General features: G+C 62.7%; 15 protein-coding genes. 4 read left to right on the top strand and 11 right to left on the bottom strand.

Translation table 11 applies throughout. The annotated features are described in order from the left end of the window. Nucleotides 1–43: 43 nt before the first annotated feature. Genes ACW5W7_RS01190 through mobA form a run of 3 tightly spaced genes read right to left on the bottom strand, consistent with a single transcriptional unit; the run spans nucleotide 44 to nucleotide 2568 of the window. A complete protein-coding gene (locus tag ACW5W7_RS01190) occupies nucleotides 44–1102 on the bottom strand; it encodes an FUSC family protein (protein WP_456500499.1) in 1059 nt (352 codons plus the stop codon). A gap of 45 nt (nucleotides 1103–1147) precedes the next feature. Next, nucleotides 1148–1936: a molybdopterin-guanine dinucleotide biosynthesis protein B gene (gene mobB, locus ACW5W7_RS01185; RefSeq protein ID WP_456500498.1), complete on the bottom strand. Its 789-nt coding sequence runs from the start codon at nucleotides 1934–1936 to the stop codon at nucleotides 1148–1150. After that, the gene (gene mobA, locus ACW5W7_RS01180) at nucleotides 1933–2568 is read right to left on the bottom strand and encodes a molybdenum cofactor guanylyltransferase MobA (RefSeq protein ID WP_456500497.1); all 636 of its coding nucleotides are present in this window, start codon (nucleotides 2566–2568) and stop codon (nucleotides 1933–1935) included. Before mobA ends, mobB begins: the two co-directional genes overlap by 4 nt. Before the next feature lie 260 nt (nucleotides 2569–2828). On the opposite strand from mobA, the gene ACW5W7_RS01175 reads away from it, so the two are divergent. The 4 genes from ACW5W7_RS01175 (at nucleotide 2829) to ACW5W7_RS01160 (ending at nucleotide 7891) form a co-directional block, all read left to right on the top strand. After that, entirely contained in the window at nucleotides 2829–4538 is a 1710-nt protein-coding gene (locus ACW5W7_RS01175) for an oxaloacetate-decarboxylating malate dehydrogenase (protein ID WP_434663344.1), read from the top strand. A 410-nt stretch (nucleotides 4539–4948) separates the two neighbouring features. Then, a complete protein-coding gene (locus ACW5W7_RS01170; RefSeq protein WP_456500496.1) occupies nucleotides 4949–6187 on the top strand; it encodes a uracil-xanthine permease family protein in 1239 nt (412 codons plus the stop codon). A 239-nt stretch (nucleotides 6188–6426) separates the two neighbouring features. Further along, a complete protein-coding gene (locus ACW5W7_RS01165) occupies nucleotides 6427–7164 on the top strand; it encodes a dienelactone hydrolase family protein (protein WP_456500495.1) in 738 nt (245 codons plus the stop codon). Between the two features lie 151 nt (nucleotides 7165–7315). Continuing rightward, nucleotides 7316–7891: a lipid-binding SYLF domain-containing protein gene (locus tag ACW5W7_RS01160; protein WP_349918761.1), complete on the top strand. Its 576-nt coding sequence runs from the start codon at nucleotides 7316–7318 to the stop codon at nucleotides 7889–7891. 78 nt (nucleotides 7892–7969) lie between these two features. Here ACW5W7_RS01160 and pgl read toward each other — a convergent pair whose 3' ends face one another. From pgl to mnmA, 8 genes are all read right to left on the bottom strand, one after another. After that, nucleotides 7970–8983: a 6-phosphogluconolactonase gene (gene pgl / locus ACW5W7_RS01155; RefSeq protein ID WP_456500494.1), complete on the bottom strand. Its 1014-nt coding sequence runs from the start codon at nucleotides 8981–8983 to the stop codon at nucleotides 7970–7972. A gap of 104 nt (nucleotides 8984–9087) precedes the next feature. Next, the gene (locus ACW5W7_RS01150; protein WP_456500493.1) at nucleotides 9088–9699 is read right to left on the bottom strand and encodes a LysE family translocator; all 612 of its coding nucleotides are present in this window, start codon (nucleotides 9697–9699) and stop codon (nucleotides 9088–9090) included. Between the two features lie 121 nt (nucleotides 9700–9820). Continuing rightward, on the bottom strand, nucleotides 9821–13147 hold the full coding sequence (gene mscK, locus ACW5W7_RS01145; protein ID WP_456500492.1) for a mechanosensitive channel MscK: 3327 nt from the start codon (nucleotides 13145–13147) through the stop codon (nucleotides 9821–9823). A gap of 149 nt (nucleotides 13148–13296) precedes the next feature. Continuing rightward, nucleotides 13297–14709, bottom strand: coding sequence for a pyruvate kinase PykF (gene pykF / locus ACW5W7_RS01140; protein ID WP_434663331.1), 1413 nt, complete (start codon nucleotides 14707–14709; stop codon nucleotides 13297–13299). Between the two features lie 443 nt (nucleotides 14710–15152). Then, nucleotides 15153–16283, bottom strand: coding sequence for a ribosomal protein uL16 3-hydroxylase (locus tag ACW5W7_RS01135; protein ID WP_456500491.1), 1131 nt, complete (start codon nucleotides 16281–16283; stop codon nucleotides 15153–15155). Between the two features lie 152 nt (nucleotides 16284–16435). Continuing rightward, complete coding sequence (gene purB, locus ACW5W7_RS01130) at nucleotides 16436–17806, bottom strand: adenylosuccinate lyase (protein WP_456500490.1); 1371 nt, start codon at nucleotides 17804–17806, stop codon at nucleotides 16436–16438. A gap of 33 nt (nucleotides 17807–17839) precedes the next feature. Next, complete coding sequence (hflD, locus tag ACW5W7_RS01125) at nucleotides 17840–18451, bottom strand: high frequency lysogenization protein HflD (protein ID WP_349918752.1); 612 nt, start codon at nucleotides 18449–18451, stop codon at nucleotides 17840–17842. 136 nt (nucleotides 18452–18587) lie between these two features. Further along, complete coding sequence (gene mnmA, locus ACW5W7_RS01120) at nucleotides 18588–19694, bottom strand: tRNA 2-thiouridine(34) synthase MnmA (protein ID WP_100860296.1); 1107 nt, start codon at nucleotides 19692–19694, stop codon at nucleotides 18588–18590. Nucleotides 19695–19697 lie beyond the last annotated feature (3 nt).

Genomic DNA, 19697 nt, shown 5'->3' with positions numbered 1-19697 from the left:
AGCCCCGCAGATGCGGGGCTTTTTCATGGGCGACGGGACGGCATCAGCGTGCGGTCGGTTTGCCATAGGGCTGCAATACCAGCCCCAGCAAACGGCTCAGCTGCTTGAGCTGCTCGGTGAGCTGCACGTTGAGCCAGAGGTAGCCGCTGATGCTGGCTTCCCCCTCGGCGCAGAGCCGCACCCGGGTGGTGGCCTCGTCCAGGCAGGCGATGGCGACATCCAGCTCCCGTTGTTCGCCGCTCTTGAGCATGAGGGCGAGCTGGGTGATCACCGTCTCGGTCGCCTGCTGGCAGGCCCGCAGTTCAGGGGTGCTCTGCATCAGGAAGTGGCTGTGGCGATCGTTCCAGTAGGTGTTGGCCAGCATCTCCAGGGTGCAGAGGGTGTTGCGCAAGGTCGCCTGGATGGCCTCGAAATGGGGGGCGTTGAGGCGGGTCTCCTTGACGGCCGGGGTCAGCAGGGGGCGCAGACTGACCATCTTGGCAAGCACGCGTGCATGGTTGCGGGTCAACTTGGGCCGCTCCAGCATGTTGGGGGAGAGATGGGTGTGATAGAGGCGCTGGGCCATCATCAGGGTGTCGTGCATCTGCAGCCGCCAGTGGATATAGGCTCGCTGGGGATAGATGCTGCAAAACAGCAGTGCCAGCAAAGAGCCCAGGATGACGTCGCCGCTGCGCCACAGGGCCGTCTCTATGTCCCCCGGCTTGCCCCCCATGATGACCGCCAGCGTGATGCCGATGAGCAAACCGGCATAGGGGCGCTTGCCGAGGGCCAGATAGCCGCACAGGAACATGATGGCGAAGCTCCAGATCAGCATCAGGGGGATCGAGTAGAGCTCCAGATAGAGGGCCACCACGCCACAGGCAGCACCGAAGATGGTGCCCACCACCCGCTGCAGGGCGCGGGGAAACACATTGCCCCAGAACGAGATGGGACCCATCACCACCACCAGGGTGATGAGGGGCCAGGTGCTCTCCGGCACGTGAAAGTGACGGGTCAGCATGAAGGTGATGGTGAAGGCCAGGGCGATGCGCAGTCCGTGCACCAGTCGGTAGTTTCCATACACCAGCAGATCGAAGCGGGAGAGGGGGGCGTTCAGGCGCAAGTGCGTCGTCTCATCTCGGGTTGAACGAAAAGCCGGGCGTCCCAATCAGCGCAGCTGCTGAGGTAGCAGCTGGATCCAGACTTGCTCTCCCTGCGCGATGCACCGGGGCGGGGAGGGGCACTCGATGAGGCAGTTGGGGCCCGGCATGGCCGCAGACATCAAACCATTTGCCGGGCGCACCTGCAAGCGGCCATCGGCATCCTGTTCGAGATGGCCGGGCAGGGGCCCGGTTTCCCCGGCGGGGATGGGGGCGCACAGCTGGGCGAGCAGGCGCAGGGGGGCGGTGGTGGCCGCTGGGGCAGTGGACGGTTCCACCGCCCCAACCTTAGTGGCAACGCGGGCGCAGATAAAGTCGCAGAGGGGGGCAAGCGTGGCAAATCCGAACCTGGGCAGCGTGGTGGTGAGGGGGTCATCGCTCACTAGGGCCATCACATCGGGATCGGTGGGAAACATCAGGGGACGGCCGATGGCGGCGCGGTGCAGCTCTATCTTGGGGAAGTGCTCGTGCTTGAAGCCCTCGATGAGCAGCAGGTCGAGCTGCGACCAGTCGAAGCTGGCCAGCAGTTGGGCAAAGGGGGGCTCCCCCTCGGGGGTCTCGCGGATGAGGGCGTGGCGCAGGCTGGAGGCGGCCATCACCTGGGCGGCGCCCGCCTGGCGCAGGCGATAACTGTCCTTGCCGGGCTTGTCCATGTCGAACTGGTGATGGGTGTGCTTGAGCACCCCGAGGCGCAGGCCGCGCTCACGAAGCTCTGGGATGATCCGCTCCAGCAGGGTGGTCTTGCCGGTGCCGCTCCAGGCGACAAAGCCGAGCAGGGGGCGATTGCCGTGCATCATGCAGACTCCCCACCGCCCTTGGCGGCGTCGGCCGACAGCCGCGCCTCATACTCGGCCAGCTCCCTCGGGCTGTTGAGGTTGAGAAAGGCGTCTGGCTCATCGATGCGCACCACCGCCATCTGGTGGCGGCCGAACCAGCTGGCAATCTTGCGCTCGCCCTGCGCCAGGGCCTCGCGCAGCGATCCTTGCAAGGAGCGGTGCAGCAGGGCGACCACGGGTTGCAAATGGCTGCCGTCGTGGGCCACCACCCCTTCGGCATCTGGCTGTGCGCTCAGCGCCGCGCGAAAGCGCACCATCAGATCCAGAGGCAGGGCGGGGCCATCACAGGGCACGAACAATACCCAGTCGTGGCGGGCGGCCTGAAGGCCCGCCAGCATGCCGGCGAGGGGGCCCTGAAAATCGGCGAGCTCGTCCGCGATGACGGGGGCCAGGGTGCGGTAGCGCGCCTCGCTGCGATTGGCATTGATCAGCACCTCGTCCACCTGGGGTTGCAGCCGCGCCAGCACATGCAAGATGAGGGGCTGGCCTGCCAGGGGCACCCAGCCCTTGTCGTCCCCTCCCATGCGGGTGGCGCGACCACCGGCCAGGATCACGGCGCTGACGGGAAAGGCGTGGGGGGCGGGAATGGTCATGGTGCTCCGGATGGTCGAGTCAAGGGCCTGGGCGGCGGTGTGCCCTGTGGGGGTTAGCACCGCGTCCGTCGGTTGCCGATCTTGCGCCAGGGCCGCCTGACCTGCAACCCAATCCGGGGGATGGGGCCGATAATCCTGCGTTTTGGCCGCAGGGTATGGCTGAGCTCACAAAACCGAAAGGCCAAAGCGCTTATGATGCGCGGTTATGAGTCTTGCTCTCCTGCCCAATGGCAACTTCATGTAAATCAAAGAGAATGACTATGGCTACCGGACAATATCTGCTGTGGAAAGACGCACAGGGAGAGGATTTTCGCCCCGTCTCACTGACAGGCACCAACCTGCTCAACGATCGCAACCTCAACAAGGGCACCGCCTTCACCGAACAGGAGCGGGCCGACTTTGAGCTCGACGGCCTGCTGCCTCCCCAGGTCCAGACCTTCGAGGCCCAGCTGGAGCGGGTTTATGAGGCCTTCCTGAGCGCCTGCAGCGACATGGAGAAGTACCAGAATCTGCGGGCCTTGCAGGATCGCAACGAGACCCTGTTCTACGCCCTGCTGTCGCGCCACGTGGAGGAGATGACCCCCATCATCTATACCCCGACCGTGGGCAAGGCGTGCCAGGAGTTCAGCCACCGCTACCAGAAGGCGCGCGGCCTCTACATCACCCAGCACAACGTGGATGACATGGGATCCCTGGCGCGGCACATGGATGCCAAGTCGGTGCGCATCATCGTCGTCACCGACAGCCAGGGCATCCTCGGCATCGGCGATCAGGGGGTGGGCGGCATGGGGATCCCCATCGGCAAGCTCTCTCTCTACACCCTGGCCGCCGGCATCCACCCTGCCTGCTGCCTGCCCATCGCCCTGGATGTGGGGACCGACAACCAGGCCCTGCTGGATGACCCCATGTACCTGGGGCAGCCTCACAAGCGGATCCGCGGCAAGGAGTATGACGATTTCATCGACAAGTTCGTGGCCGGGGTCAAGCGCCACTTCCCGAACGCCGTGCTGCAGTGGGAAGATTTCAGCAAATCCAACGCCTTCAACAATCTCTCCCGTTACCAGCAGGCGCTGCCCTCCTTCAATGACGATATCCAGGGCACGGGGGCCGTGGTGCTGGCGGGGATCATCGGGGCGGTCAAGTCCAAGAACGAGACCCTGGGCCAGCAGAACTACCTGGTCTATGGGGCCGGAGCCGGCGGGGTCGGGGTGGCGGATCAGATCTGCGCCGGCATGATCCGCGAGGGGCTGGATCCCCAGGCTGCGCGGGATCGCATCTACATCCTGGATACCCAGGGGCTGGTGTGTGACAACCGGGAAGGGCTCGACGAGTACAAGCGCCGCTATGCCAAGCCGGGCCTATTGCTGGCCCAGTGGGATCTGCAGGGCAAGGCGGGGCTCACCGAGGTACTGCGCCACGTCCCCATCACCGTGCTGCTTGGCACCAGTGGCGCCGGCGGTGCCTTCCAGGAGCAGCATATCCAGCTGATGCTGGAGCACTGCGAGCACCCCATGGTATTCCCCCTCTCCAACCCCACCGCCAACTGCGAGGCGTTGCCGGAGGATATCTACCGCTGGAGCCAGGGCCGCGCCATCGTCGCCACCGGCAGTCCGTTCAAGGACGTGCACTTCGAGGGGCAGGATTACCGCATCGGTCAGGGCAACAACGTCTTCATCTTCCCGGGGGTGGGGCTCGCGGCCATCGTCAGCCAGATCCACGAAATCAGCCCGGATATCTTCACCACGGCGGCCTTTGCCCTGGCGGAGTGCGTGAACGAGGCGGATCTGGCCCGTGGCGCCGTCTACCCGCGCATCAGCGATCTGCGCAGCATCTCGGTGCACGTGGCGACTGCGGTGCTCAAGGACATAGTGCGCCGGGATCCCTCCCATCCCCTCATCGGGCAGGATCTGCAGCAGCATATTCTGAGTCACATGTGGGAGCCGGTATACCTGCCATATAGAAGGGTATAAAGGCAGCGGATATCACTGCCGTCCGGCCCGGCGCCGGACTGATTTGCAAGAGGGGATGGCCATGCCATCCCCTCTTTTATGGCGGGTTGATTGGCCCAGGCCCGGATTGCCCGCGCATGGCGAGGGCGACCCCCGGATCAGCGGGTTGGTGCTCACAATGTCAACGCACTCCCTTTCACATTCACTCAGTTCAGCTGAAAAACGTTTTGCTTCACCATGAAAAGTGCGTAAAATCGCATCCTCGATGCTTGTAGCAACGAATCCCGCCTAAAAAGCCAGTTTCATGCCCTCCCCAAGCAGTGAAAGGTAACAAATGGCGCCACGATGTGCGCTTGTTGCCTTGAAGACCTGATGTGATGACTGAAAAGTGTCAATTATCCCTGCCAGTTATCAAAAAATTAAGGACACCCATGTTTTCCTTGGTCAAGCAAAGTGTCGCCGGGCTGCAAATTCTGTTTGTCGCCTTCGGTGCCATGGTTCTGGTGCCCCTGCTCACCGGACTGAACCCCTCCATGGCCCTGCTTGGCGCCGGTGTAGGCACCCTGCTGTTCCAGCTCTGCACCCGTCGCCAGGTCCCGATCTTCCTCGGCTCCAGCTTCGCCTTCATCGCCCCCATCATCTACGCCACCCAGACCTGGGGCCTGCCCTCCACCATGTTTGGTCTGTTTGCCGCCGGTTTCATGTACTTCATCCTGGCCGCCATCATCCGCGCCCGTGGCATGGGGTTCGTGCACAAGCTGCTGCCACCGGTGGTGATTGGCCCGGTGATCATGGTGATCGGTCTGTCGGTTGCCCAGGTCGCCTGCAACATGGCGATGGGCCGCGCCGGTGGTGAACAGGTGGTGCCGCCGGCGACTGCCCTGACCCTGGCAGGCATCTCCTTGGCGGTGACCCTGATCGCCGCCGTGTTCTGCAAGGGCTGGATCAAGCTCATCCCCATCCTCTCCGGCGTCATCGTCGGTTATGTGGCCGCGATCATGATGGGTCAGGTGAGCTTCGATGGCATGGTCAGCGCCCCCTGGCTGGCGATGCCCCACTTCGTGACCCCGGAGATCAACTGGGCCGCCGCCCTGTTCATGCTGCCGGTGGCCATCGCCCCCTGTATTGAACACATCGGCGGCGTGCTCGCCATCGGTGGCGTGACCGACAAGGATTACACCAAGGATCCGGGCCTGCACCGCACCCTGGCCGGTGACGGCATCGGCGTCTGCTTCGCCGGCTTCATCGGTGGCCCTCCCGTCACCACTTACGCCGAAGTGACCGGCGCCGTGATGATCACCCGCAACTTCAACCCGGTCACCATGACCTGGGCCGCGGTATTCGCCATCATTCTGGCCTTCTTCGGCAAGTTCAACGCCCTGCTCACCTCCATCCCCATGCCGGTGATGGGCGGCATCATGCTGCTGCTGTTCGGATCCATCGCCGCCATCGGTCTCAAGACCCTGGTGGAGTCCAAGGTGGATCTCGGCCTGGCCCGCAACATCGCCATCGTGGCCGTGACCCTGACCGTCGGCGTGGGTGCCCTCGAGATGAAGATCGGTGACTTCGCCCTGGCCGGCGTGGGCCTGGCCTCGGTGGCCGCCATCCTGCTCAACCTCATCCTGCCCCAGCATTCCGAAACGGGTGCCATGGAGAGCGCCAAGGACTGAACGCCAAATTAGTTCGGTCATGACGCCAGAAGGCCACCTGCGGGTGGCCTTCTGCTTTTTGCCGCCCAGGTGCACGAGTCGGCGCAGGGAAGGGCGAGATGGCCTCGGTCTGTTGCCCATTTGATGGTCCGCGGGTCGCGCTGCCTGGCGCCTCAGCAGGGGGAGTCTGCAGGTTCCCCCGCCTTGCCGACACCGGCGACTACAATCAGGGGCGTTATTCACAATCCAGGGAGAGAAAGATGATGAAGCGATGGATCCTGGCCCTGATGGGGTTGATGTGGGGCGCTCTGGCCCAGGCGGAAGCGGTGCGCTACGAGGTCGATGGCCAGTCGTTCGAGGGTTATTACCTGGCGGCGGACAAGGGGGCGCCTCTGGTGCTGCTGGTACATGACTGGGACGGGCTGACCGAATACGAGGTCAAGCGGGCCCAGATGCTGGTGGCCCTGGGCTACAGCGTATTTGCGGCAGATCTGTTCGGCGCGGGCGTTCGTCCCACCGCGGTGGAGGAGAAGAAAAAGCTCACCGGCGCCCTCTATCAGGACAGGCCCCGGATGCGCAAGCTGCTGGCCGGAGCCCTGGCCGAGGCGGGCAAGCTCGGGGGGCGGCTCGACAACGCCGTGGCGCTCGGTTACTGCTTCGGCGGTGCCGCCGTGCTGGAGCTGGCTCGCAGCGGCGCGGATCTCAAGGGGGTGGTAAGCGTGCACGGCGGCCTGGAGACGCCCCCCGGCCAGGACTACAAGCAGACCAAGGCCCAACTGCTCATTCAGCATGGCAGTGCGGATCAGGCGGTCTCCCTCGGTCAGTTTGCCGGGTTGGTCTCCGAACTCGAAAGCACCGGCATCAGGCATGAGGCGACCACTTACAGCGGTGCTCCCCATGCATTCAGCGTGTTTGGCTCCGAGAACTATAGAGCCGACGCCGATGCCAAGTCCTGGCTGCGTTTCACCGAGTTTCTGGGGGAAGTCACCAAGGGATAGGTGGCCCTATACTCTCTGCATCAGGCCCTTGCGGTACCGGCGAGATGGCCGCAAGGGACGATGAGGCGGGATCGGCGACAGGCTGCGGATTCCGTTTCGAACGGACAAAGGGGCCTGGCCCCTGCGGGATATACAGAAAAGGAGTCATGACATGCGTCACTTACGGCGATGGAGCCAGATCCTGATCCTGTTGCTGCTGGCAGGCTGCGGCGCCAAGGGGGATACCCCGGCCGAGCAGCGCAGCAGCATAGTGCAGATGCGCGAGCAGGCGCTCTCCACCCTGTATGCCAAGGATGGCAAGATCAGACAGGAAGTGGCCAGATCCAAGGGGTATGCGGTGTTCAGCAACGTGAACAACAACCTGTTGCTGCTCAGTGCGGGGACCGGCTACGGGGTGCTCCGGGACAACCGCAACGGCCGCGACACCTACATGAAGATGGCGACCGCCGGTTTCGGCGTGGGGTTGGGGGTCAAGAAGTTCCAGGCCCTGATCATCTTCAATGATGTCACCGCTCTGGACAGATTCATTACCACCGGCTTCGATGCCAGCGCCCAGGCCGATGTGGCCGCGAAGGCGGCGGATGATGGCAAGGTGGTGGTGAGCGAGGCGGCCAATGCGGATTTCCAGAAGGTGAAGATGTATCAGCTCACCGAACAGGGGCTGGCGGTACAGGCCACCATGCAGGGGTACAAATATTGGCCGGATGAAGATCTCAACGGCAGATAGTGGTGGGTCTCCCCTTGAATGCAGGCGGCGCTTCATAAGCGCCGCCTGTTTTCTTATGATCCGTCAGGGCCCGGCTTCTCAGGCCGTGCGCCCATCCAGGGTCAATACCCTCACCCACATGGCCCCCTGGCCGACCTCGTGGCGAGCCGTTTGCGTCAGCTGGCCCGTTTGCTCATCGATGCGGTGCAGGATCAGCGTCTCGCTGGTCTGTCCGGTGGCGATGAGCCACTGACCGCTGTGGTCGATGGCAAAACCGCGGGGGCAGGACGCGGTGGGGAAGTGGGCGAGCACGCTGAGGCTGCCATCGTGTTCGCTCACCCCGAACAGGGTCAGCAGGCTGCTGGCACGCTCGCTGGTATAGAGGAAGCGCCCGTCCGGAGTGAGGTGCAGATCCGCCCCCCAGCGCTCCCCCTCGTAGCCAGGCGGCAGCATGTCCAGAGACTCGCGCAGCAGGATCCGGCCATCCTGCTCCCGCTGGTAGTGATTGAGGGTGCCATCGAGCTCGTTGAGGCAATAGAGACTGCCATGGGTCGGGTGCAGTGCCAGATGCCGTGGCCCGGCGCCGGGAGCGGTGTGGAGATCCCCGAGCGGATGGGGCGTCAGCCTGCCTTCATCATCGAGCGCAAAACGGCGGATGGCATCCTCTTTCAGGCAGGCCACCAGCAGCTCCTGCCTGTCCCGCTCATCCACCAGCAGGGTGACCGAATGGGCGGCCATCAGATTGTCGATGCGCTGTTGCATCTCCCGCACCCGGCCGGTCTCATCCATGGGGGAGACGCTGACGTGGTTGAAGGCGTAGGAGGCGGCGAAGAAGAGCCGGCCTGTGGCATCGGTACAGGTGTGGGAGGCGCTGCCTGCGAGCGGCGCCGACGCGGGCTCGCCGAGCCGACCATCCAAGGCGATGGGGTAGCTCAGCACCTTGAAGTCGGGGCGCACCCCGGCATAGAGCCAGCGTCGGTCCGGGCTGATGACCAGGGGCTGCACCTCGCCACCGGTCTGCACCTGTTGCAGGGGGCTGAGCCCGGAGGCGGTCAGTTCGAAGACATGGATCAACCCGCTCACCGGGTTGGCGATATAAACCACTTGCTGCATGACGCCTCCTGATGGCGATATGTCCCGCAAACAACGGGCGGGATGGCCCGGGGATGGTGGCACAGATGGGGGCCTGAGCCCAGCGCGCCGTTCACTCACTCCCGTCAGGCCAGTTGTTGCCAGATCTCCCACACCACGGGGGCGACGGAGAGGGCTAGCAGGGCCCCCATGGCCTGGTTGAAACGGCGACGGGCCCGCTCGCCGGCGAGCCAGCGTTTGAGCACTGAGCCGAACAGCAGCCAGATGCCGACGCTCGGGAAGGAGATGATGAAGAAGGTCAGCGCCAGGGTGAGGTTCTGCTGATAGAAACCGGCTCCGGCGCTGGTGAAGGCGGCGATGGCGCCGGTGGCCACCACCCAGGCTTTGGCGTTGACCCACTGGAACAGGGCTCCCTTGAGAAAACCGAGGGGTCGGGCCTGCCCCTTGCCCGCCAGCTCGCCTGCCGAGCAGGCGATGAGCCAGGCCAGATAGAGCAGGTAGAGGGTGCCCACGCACTTGATGATGAGGTGCAGAGGGGGGAAGAGGGTGAACAGCTGACCGAATCCCAGCCCCACCAACAGCAGCATCAGGGTAAAGCCGACGCAGATGCCGGCCAGAAGCGGCAGGCTCCGCTTCACCCCGAAATTGAGTCCCGAACTCATCACCATCAGGTTGTTCGGCCCCGGAGTGACCGAGGAGGAGACGGCGAACAGCAACACGGCATAGAGATAATCCATTCAATCCTCGCGCTATGACATTCCATTGTCCCCTCTATATTGGGGAGCCGGCCTCCCTTTCAAGGGGCCAAAAAGAAACGGGCCCCGCGATGGGGCCCGTTGGTATCGGCGTGGCGCCGGATCAGCTGGGATCGCTGCTCCGGTTTGGGGCGGGCGGCAGGCTCTTGCGGGACTCTACCTTCTGCTCTTCCCCTTGCTCGTTCTTGATATGCACATCCATCTGGTTGAATGCGATGTCGATGCCGTGTTCGCGGAACAGCACGTCGATGCGGCGGTTCAGCTCATCGATGGCCGGGTTGCGATCCCCGAGTTCGCTCACGAAGAAGCGCAGCTCGTGATCCAGGGTGCTGGCGCCGAAGGTGAGGAAGTAGACGATGGGAGCCGGATCCTTCAACACCCGGCTGTTCTCCATGGCCGCCTGCATCAGCAGCTTGCGGGTCAGCTCCAGATCCGAACCATAGGCCACCCCGACCCGGGCGATCACCCGGGTGACGGTATCCGACAGGGACCAGTTGACCAGTCGCTCTATCATCAGTTGCTGGTTGGGGATGATCACCTCTTTGCGATCGAAGTCGGTGAGGGTGGTGGAGCGGATGCGGATCTTGTTGACCGTGCCCGAGATGGTGCCGATGGTGACGGTGTCGCCGATCCGCACCGGACGCTCGAACAGTATGATGATCCCCGAGATGAAGTTGGAGACGATCTGCTGCATGCCGAAGCCGATACCCACCGAGAGGCCGGCAGCCAGCCATTGCAGTTTCTCCCACTGTACGCCCAGCATGGCCAGGGCGGTGAGGGAGCCCACCCCGATCAGCACATAGTTGAGCATGGTGGTGATGGCGTAGGCCGAGCCCTGGGCCAGGCGCAGCTTGGAGAGGACCAGCACCTCCAGCAGGCCGGGCAGGTTGCGCGCCAGGGACAAGGCGGCCCCGAACAGGAACAGGCCGGTCAGCACGTCACTCAGGCTGATGGGGAAGAGCACGGCATTGGCGCCGGTGCCCTCACTCTTGTGCCAGAGCACCACGCTGTCCAGATAGGTGAAGACCGCCACCAGATCGGACCAGAGCCAGTAGAAGGCGACGCCGAACACCAGCAGCAGCATGATCCGGGTCAGGCGCAGGGACTGCTGGCTGACATCCTCCAGATCCATCGGCTGCTCTTCGATGGCTTCCCCCCCTTCCGCATCTTCGGAGGATTTGTGCTCACGCTTGGCAACGGCGCGGCGATAGGCCAGACGGCGGGCCGCCAGCTCCAGGCCCCGCAGGGCGGTGCGATAGAGCAGGCCCCAGATGATGATGAGGTAGAAGGACTCGATCAATCGGCCGGTGAGCTTCAGGGCCGTGTAGTAGTAGCCAAGGACGACGAGCACGATGAGCGCCACCGGTGCCAGTGCCAGGGCGATCGCCTTCATGATCTGCGCCATGCTGGCCTCGCCCTTGATGCTGGCGCGGGAGATGGGCAGCACCAGATAGGCGGTGAGACCGAGCAGGACCAGGGTCAGGGCCTGACCGATGACGTCATTGCCAAGAGAGGAAGGTTCTACCACAGCCTTGGTTGACAGCATGATCAGCGGTAACAGGGGGATCCACAGGTAGCGCATGCTGTTGCGCTTGGCCTGCAACTCGGCCCGTGGCATGCGGAAGTGGGATTCACCGATGCCCCCCGGCCGCATCACCGACAGATAGACGCTGAAGACCAGGTAGCCGAGCGCCAGGTTCAGGGTGATCTGGAAGATGAGTTTGGGGCTCAGGAGACCGCAATAGGTGAGCATCAGACCGGCGGCCAGGATAAACAGGGTGCCGGGCAGGCGCTGCAACACGGTGTAGAGCAGGGCACGCGGAGTATGCCACTGGCTGTCCTGACGGAAGCGGCCGAGATCCTTGGCAATTCTCTGCTGGCGCTCGACGATGGCTGGCCGTTTCCACAGCAGCAACCCCCCGATCAGCAACAGCGGCAGGGCGAGCAGGGAGAGGGGCAGCAGCATCTCGCCCCACTTGTTCACCTCCGGCTTGATCACCCAGTCGGACGCCTGCTTGAAGGCCTGGGCAGGCCAGCTGAGCAGCCACTTGCCATCGACGGGTTTGTTGCTGCTGACCCAGAAGATGTGTTGTTGCAGGGTGAATTCGACCGAGGCATAGACCCGGGTCAGCTGCTGCTGGGTCAGCTGCAGGCTGATGGCGTTGGTCAGCTGGCTGTCGAGCTGGCGGTTCAGCTGATCGAGCAGGCTGACGCGGGTATCGATGAGCTTGGCAAGGGTCGCCTTGTCTTCTTCACTGACCGGCTCGCTGCTGCCGGCGATGAGGTTGTCCAGGTACAGGTTTTTCTGGAACAGCTGATCACGCTGCTGGCTCAATTCGAACTGGGCCAGATGCAAGTCGGCGATCTGCTCCTCCAGGTTCTTCACCAGGGAGGAGGGGGCCGCCTCCAGCTGCTGATAGAGCTGGTAGAGAATGCGTGACAGCAGCAGGTTGCCCTTGAGCATCTGCACCTGTTCGTTCAGGTTGCGCTCGGTCTGGGTGCCGCGTTCCAGCCAGCTCTTGGCCTGCAGGTTCTTCTGCACCAGGGTGTTGAGGTTGGCGGTGGCGCTCACGAGCTGTTGGCTCAGCTGCTGGTTGATCTCCTGCTCTTTCTGCACCAGGGGATTGTCAGCCGTGGTCACCAGCTCACCGGTCTGCTCGGCGGTCTTCTCGGTGTCGCCGAGACGCTTGGCGCTGATCTGCTCCTGCAGGGCCTGCAGTCGCTGCTCCTCGTAGGCGAGGCGGGCGCTTTGATAGTCTCGCTGCTTGACCACCAGATCCTGCATGCTGGTGCGGTTATCCAGCTCCTTTTGCAGGTTGGCCAGTTGCAGGTCCAGCAGGGCCGACTCGGTGTTGAGTTTCATCTTCTCGGCGCTGCTGATGTTGTCGCCCGAGTTCAGTCGGCTGCGGATCTCCTGGCTGCGTTGATAGGCCCGGCTCATGTTGGCCTGGGCGCGTTCCGGCAGGGTCTGCAAGCTGGTGATCTGGCTGCCGATGGTGCCGAGCGCCTCCTGGGCCTCCTGCAGATTGACCATGATCTCGGCCTGGCGATTCTCCAGCTCCATCACGCTCATGGCGGCATATTCGCTCTTGAGCTGCTCAGGGCTCTTGCTCTGGCCGAGGGTATCGAGCTTGGCACTGATCTCTTTCAAATCGGCGGGGAGCGAGCGCACACGCAGGGTCTGGGCCTTGGCTTTGGCCTGCTCCTTGTCGATGCTGTCAAGCAGGCTCAGGGTATCGGTCAGGAATTTCTGATCCGCCTGCTGGCTGACGGTAAGGGCCTCCGACTTGCCGAGGGCGTCGAGGGAACGCTGGACCGTGGCCCGTTGCGGCACGTCCTGCGCCAGGGCTTGCGGGGCGCAGAGGCTGATGAATAACCAGAGCAGCGGCAACAAGGCGGCCGATACTCGTCTGAACTGTGTTGAGGGCATAAAACTTCCGGGTTATTACGCGATATTTGGGAGATATCCCACGTGGGGGAAATCCGCGTGGATTCTAACACCGGGCTGAAAGGGGCAGCAGGGGGGAGAGATAAAAAAAACGGCGCCCGGAGGCGCCGTTTTCATCGGTTCAGGGCTGATTACAGCACGTGAACGGAGGCGGTGTTGGTCGTACCGCTCGGTACCAGGGCACCGGAGACCATGACGACGACGTCGCCCTTTAGGCCCATGCCGCTGGCCAGTGCCGCTTCCTTGCCGATGCGATAGAAATCGTCGGTGGAGGCGATGCTGTCAACCACGTGAGCCACCACGCCCTTGGTCAGGACCAGTTGGGCGGCGGTCTTCTTGTTGGTGGTGACGGCCAGGATCCAGGCTTTCGGGAAGTACTTGCGAATGGCCTTGGCAGACTTGCCGCCTTCGGTGGCAACCACGATCAGCGGGGCATCCAGCTTCTCGGAGGTCTCGACGGCGCCCTTGCAGACGGCTTCGGTGATGCGCAGCTTGTTGCTGTCATTGGCAGCAGACAGGTTGGACGGCATCACGGCGTCGGTGCGCTCGCAGATGGTGGCCATGATGGTCACGGCTTCCAGCGGGTACTTGCCCTTGGCAGACTCGCCGGACAGCATGACCGCATCGGTACCATCCAGGATGGCGTTGGCTACGTCGCCAGCTTCGGCGCGGGTCGGACGCGGGTTCTTGATCATGGAATCCAGCATCTGGGTCGCGGTGATGACCACTTTGCGCGCCTTGTTGCACTTGGTGATGATCATCTTCTGGGCGAAGATCACCTCTTCTACCGGGATTTCCACACCCATGTCGCCGCGGGCGACCATGATGCCGTCGGAGACAGCCAGGATGTCGTCGAAGTTGTCCAGGCCTTCCTGGTTTTCGATCTTGGAGATGATCTGGATGTTCTCGCCACCGTGGGCCTTCAGGTGCTCACGGATCTCCAGCACGTCTTCTTTCTTGCGAATGAAGGAGGCAGCAACGAAATCAACACCTTGCTCGCAACCGAAGACGAGGTCACGCTTGTCTTTCTCGGCCAGGGCCGGCAGCTTGATGGAGACGCCCGGCAGGTTGACACCCTTGTTCTCACCCAGGTCACCATTGTTCAGCACCTTGCAGATGACTTCGCGTTCGGTGATCTCGATGACGTCCAGACCGATCAGGCCATCGTCAACCAGGATGCGGTTGCCGACGCGCAGGTCGTTGGCGAAGCCGGCGTAGGTCACGGCGACCTTGTCCTTGTTGCCCACTACGGTCTGGTCGGTAGTGAAGGTGAAGGTCTGGCCAGCGACCAGAGACACATCGTTGCCACCTTCCAGTTTCATGGTACGGATTTCCGGACCCTTGGTATCGAGCAGGATGGCTGCGTGCTTGCCGGTCTCGGCCATCACTTCACGCAGGTTGCTGATACGGGTGCCGTGCTCTTCGTAATCACCGTGAGAGAAGTTCAGGCGCATGACGTTCATGCCGGCGTCGAGCATCTTGCCGAGCATTGCTTTGGATTCGGTCTTGGGACCGATGGTGCAGACGATTTTGGTCTTTTTCATGTCAGTCTTCATGGTTAAGGAGTTTCCGCCGTGCAATATACACCAGTTTTTGGATACTTTTTATGATCCAGAAACAACGTTTTGAGCTAAAACAGCCTCATTTCACAAGATAACGTTTTCGCTCACTGTTGATTTTAGGGGCTAAAATAATTGGTTTCGCTCATCGCTGCCCATTTGGTACCCATCATCAGCCTCAGGGGCAAACCGATCTTATGTAGTTAAATAACAAAAGCTGCGCAAGAAATCGGCGCCGCTGTTCGAAGGGGTTGGGTCAGCCGGAGCGCCTTCAAGTGTAGCGACAAGCGGGGGGCTCGCCAGGGCAGCATGGTGATGACAGAGCTCCCCATGCCTTTCATCCATAAACTCATCCATAAAAAAGCGCCGCTGATGTCCGCGGCGCTTCTCTTTATAGGGAGCCCGGCGCTCGTCCGGGCCGGCAGGGCTTAGGCGAAGAACCAGTAGCCGCGGTTGACCAGCCGGGTCAGCAGTTGCAGGAAGCCGGCCTGATCGGCGAGCTCCACCATGTCGGCCTGGGTGACCATGTCCTTGTCACACAAGAGTGAAATGGCGGCGGCGTCCTCGCTTTGCAGGGTCCAGGCTTCGCCGTCGATGTAGCAGGCGTGGGCTTCGCCGCTGAACCAGACGGTGCGCAGGCCCGGCACCTTGATGGCGGGCTCGCCCTGGGTCAGCAGGTCGGCAATCTCCTCGGCGCTGTAGTCCGGCTCCACCGGATTGACGTCCAGATCGTGCTTGGCTTCGGAGATCATGGCGCCGAACCACTCCTTGAACAGGGTTTCGTCGTCCAGGGCTTGCTGCATCAGTTCCCGCAGGCGGTGCAGCTCATGGGGCTGGATCTCGCCGTGGTGGGTGCGGGGCTTGAGATCGGCATCGCCATAACGCTCGGTGCGCACCTCGTTGTCGATCAGGTGATCGGCAAAGGAGGAGATGAGCGCCTTGGCGTCCGGGGCGCGGAAGCCCACGGAGAAGTTCAGGGAGGGCTCGATGGCATAGCCCTCGTGGGGGAATCCGGGCGGGATGTAGAGGATGTCGCCCGGCTCCATGATGACGTCGATGATCGCCTCGAACGGCTCGCAGTGCAGCAGGGCCGCGTGGGCGGCGAACTCGTTCAAGGGCTCGGCATCGCCGACCCGCCAGTGGCGCTTGCCCTGACCCTGGGTGATGAAGACGTCGTAGTTGTCGATGTGGGGGCCGACGCCGCCGTGAGGAGTGGAGAAGCTCACCATCACATCGTCAAAGCGCCAGCCCGGGATGAACTGGAACGGCAGCGCCAGCTCGTGCACCTCCGGGGCCCAGTGGTTGCACGCCTGCACCAGCACGGTCCAGTTCTCTTCCCCCAGGTGATCGTAGGCTTCGAAGGGACCGTGGGCCGCCTCCCACTTGTTGTTGAAGCGGGTGACGAGGCGCGATTCCACCACCTCTTCCATGGCCAGGCCCGCCAGCTCGTCCGGGCTGATGGGATCCTGGAAGTCCTTGAAGCCGCCCTTGATGAGCAGGGGGCGCTTCTGCCAGTGATGCTCGAGGAAGTGAGCGATATCCAGATTGAGTTCGTACATGGTGCTTCTCGTATCTTGTGAGAGATCTTGCCCAAACCGGGCTTGGGCAAGTGCTCTGATATGGCCCGATCACGGATGACGTGATGGCGCGGGCCAAGATCAACAGAGGCCCTGCAGCCATGGCAGGGCCTCTGTCAGGTTGGGTTGACCGCTTACTTCAGCAGATCGACCAGACGCTGGGCATCACCGATGTAGTTGGCCGGCGTCAGCTTCTTGAGCTCTATCTTCACGTCCTCAGGCAATTCGAGGGTGTCGATAAAGGTACGCATGCCTTCGGCGTCGACACGGCGGCCACGGGTCAGCTCTTTGAGCTTCTCGTAGGGCTTCTCGATGCCGTAGCGGCGCATCACGGTCTGGATGGGCTCGGCCAGCACTTCCCAGTTCGCGTCCAGATCGGCGGCCATGGCATCGCTGTTCGCTTCGAGCTTGGAGATCCCCTTCAGGGTCGCCTGATAGGCAATCAGGGAGTAACCGACCGCCACACCCAGGTTGCGCAGCACGGTGGAGTCGGTGAGATCACGCTGCCAGCGGGAGATGGGCAGCTTGCTCGCCAGGTGCTGGAACACGGCGTTGGCCAGACCCAGATTGCCTTCGGAGTTCTCGAAGTCGATGGGGTTGACCTTGTGGGGCATGGTGGAGGAGCCAATCTCGCCGGCGATGGTGCGCTGCTTGAAGTGGCCGAGCGAAATGTAGCCCCACACGTCCCGGTCGAAGTCGATGAGGATGGTGTTGAAGCGGGCCAGGGCGTCGAACAGCTCGGCGATGTAGTCGTGGGGCTCGATCTGGGTGGTGTAGGGGTTCCAGGAAAGGCCGAGGGAAGTGACGAACTCCTCGGCGAACTGGTGCCAGTCCACCTGCGGGTAGGCGCTCAGGTGGGCGTTGTAGTTGCCGACCGCACCGTTGATCTTGCCGAGGATCTCGACGGCCATGATCTGCTTGTACTGGCGCTCCAGACGGTAGGCGACGTTGGCCATCTCCTTGCCCATGGTGCTCGGGGTCGCCGGCTGGCCGTGGGTACGGGAGAGCAGTGGCATGTCGCGGTACTCATGGGCCAGACGCTTGAGCTCGGAAATCAGCTTCTCGCAATAAGGCTTGATCACCTCTTCACGAGCGGTTTTCAGCATCAGGCCGTGGGAGTTGTTGTTGATGTCTTCCGAGGTGCAGGCGAAGTGGATGAACTCGCTGATGGCGGCGAGCTCCGGGTTCACTTCCACCTTCTCTTTGAGGAAGTACTCCACCGCTTTCACATCATGGTTGGTGGTGCGCTCGATCTGTTTGATACGGGCGGCGTCGCTCTCGTTGAAGTTGCTGACGATGCCGTCGAGCAGGGCGCTCGCGGCTGCGCTCAGGGCTGGGACTTCCGGGATCCCGGCGTGGCTTGCCAGTTTTTGCAACCAGCGCACCTCGACTTCGACGCGAAAACGCAGCAGGCCGAATTCGGAGAAGATAGGACGCAGGGCTTCGGCCTTGTCGCCATAACGACCGTCAATCGGGGAAACAGCAGTCAGCGCGGACAGCTCCATGGGGTGAACTCCTGATGTGTGGGGGTGAGAAACTTAAAAACGTTTGGCCAGTTCCACCATCTTCTTGCGGGCGAAGATGATCTGGGTGCGGCTGCCGCCAAGCTGGCGCCACAGTACCACGGCGCGGATCCCCGCCAGCAGCAGGGCACGCACCTTGTGCTGCACCAGCGGCTGCTGCAGGAACAGCGGGGTGCCCGCCACCTGGATCCGGGGGCCTATGGGGCTGATGAGATCGCTGTAGATGCTCGCCATGTTGGCCAGGATCTGCTCGTCGAGCAGATCGAAATGCTGTTGCTGGCGACCGATCTGGCTGATCCGCTCCCCCAGCATGTTGAGGATGTCCTTGCGCTTGGCGAGCTTGCGCTCGAGTGCAATCAGGCTCACCACGTAACGGGTCAGTTCGGCGTTCTTCTGGCTGCCGTCGGCACCGAGTTGCTCCACTAGGGCGCGGTAGCCGTCGCGAATGGCGAGGTGGCTGCCGAACACTTCCAGGGGTTGCTTGGGATCGGTCACCAGCACGCTTTGCAGGCTCTCGCGCAGGGAGGACTCGTCACAGGTGCCGTCACGGGCCACCTTCTGCACCAGGTAGGCCGCCTGGCAGATGCCGGCAAAGGCCATGGTTCTGTCTTGGAATTTATCGCTCATCGTTTCACGGCCCTGTCTTGTTCACTCATTGGCTGATGCCGTAGCAAGCCATGATCTTTTTCTCTGTTCGTTGAGGGAGAGGGGCTTGTCCCTCTCCCGTGCCTTCGCTCATCGGAGGAAGGCGCCACGGCGGCCCTTAGACCGGGTGGCTGAAGCGCTGCTCTATGATGCCACCGCCCAGGCACTCTTCCCCGTCGTAGAAGACGGCGGACTGGCCCGGGGTCACCGCAGCCTGTTTCTCGTCGAAGATGACCCGGATGGTCTCATCGTCGATGGGCTGGATGAGGCAGGGAATGTCTTCCTGGCGGTAGCGGGTCTTGACGGTGCAGCGGCGCGGCGCGCGGATGGGGGTGCGATCCACCCAGTGCAGCTGACTCGCGATGAGGCCGTCGGAGTAGAGACGGGGATGTTCCCCTTGCGCCACGATCAGGGTGTTGCGCTCCACCTCTTTGTCCACCACGTACCAGGCCTCCTCGGTGGCGTCCTTGCGACCGCCGATGCCAAGGCCCTTGCGCTGACCCAGGGTGTGGTACATCAGCCCCTGGTGCTCGCCTATCACCTTGCCATCCACGGTTTCGATGGGGCCGGGCTGGGCGGGCAGGAATTTCGCGAGGAAGTCCTTGAACTTGCGCTCACCGATGAAGCAGATCCCGGTGGAGTCCTTCTTCTTGGCGGTGATGAGATCGAGCTGCTCGGCGATGCGGCGCACCTCGGGCTTCTCCAGATCCCCGACCGGGAACAGGCTCTGACCCACCTGGGCTTCGCTCAAGGTGTAGAGGAAGTAGCTCTGATCCTTGTTGCCATCGAGGCCGCGCAAGAGGCGCGGGCGGCCGGTGCTGTCGTCACGGCGCACATAGTGGCCGGTGGCGATGTAGGTGGCCCCCAGCTCTTCGGCGGCAAACTCCAGGAACGCCTTGAACTTGATCTCCTTGTTGCACAGGATATCCGGGTTCGGCGTGCGGCCCGCCTTGTACTCTTCGAGGAAGTGCTCGAACACGTTGTCCCAGTACTCGGCAGCGAAGTTGATGGTATGCAGCTTCATGCCCAGCTTGTCGCAGACGGCCTGAGCGTCAGCCAAATCCTGGGAGGCAGAGCAATACTCGTCCGTGTCGTCTTCTTCCCAGTTCTTCATGAACAAGCCTTCGACCTGATAGCCCTGCTGCTGGAGCAGGTAGGCCGAGACGGAAGAATCCACACCGCCGGACATGCCGACGATCACCTTGATTTGGCTGTTGTCTGTCATTAG

The organism is Aeromonas intestinalis, assembly GCF_054052485.1.
Note: the sequence above shows the minus strand (reverse complement) of the source record. Positions and strands in the feature narration are given on the sequence as shown.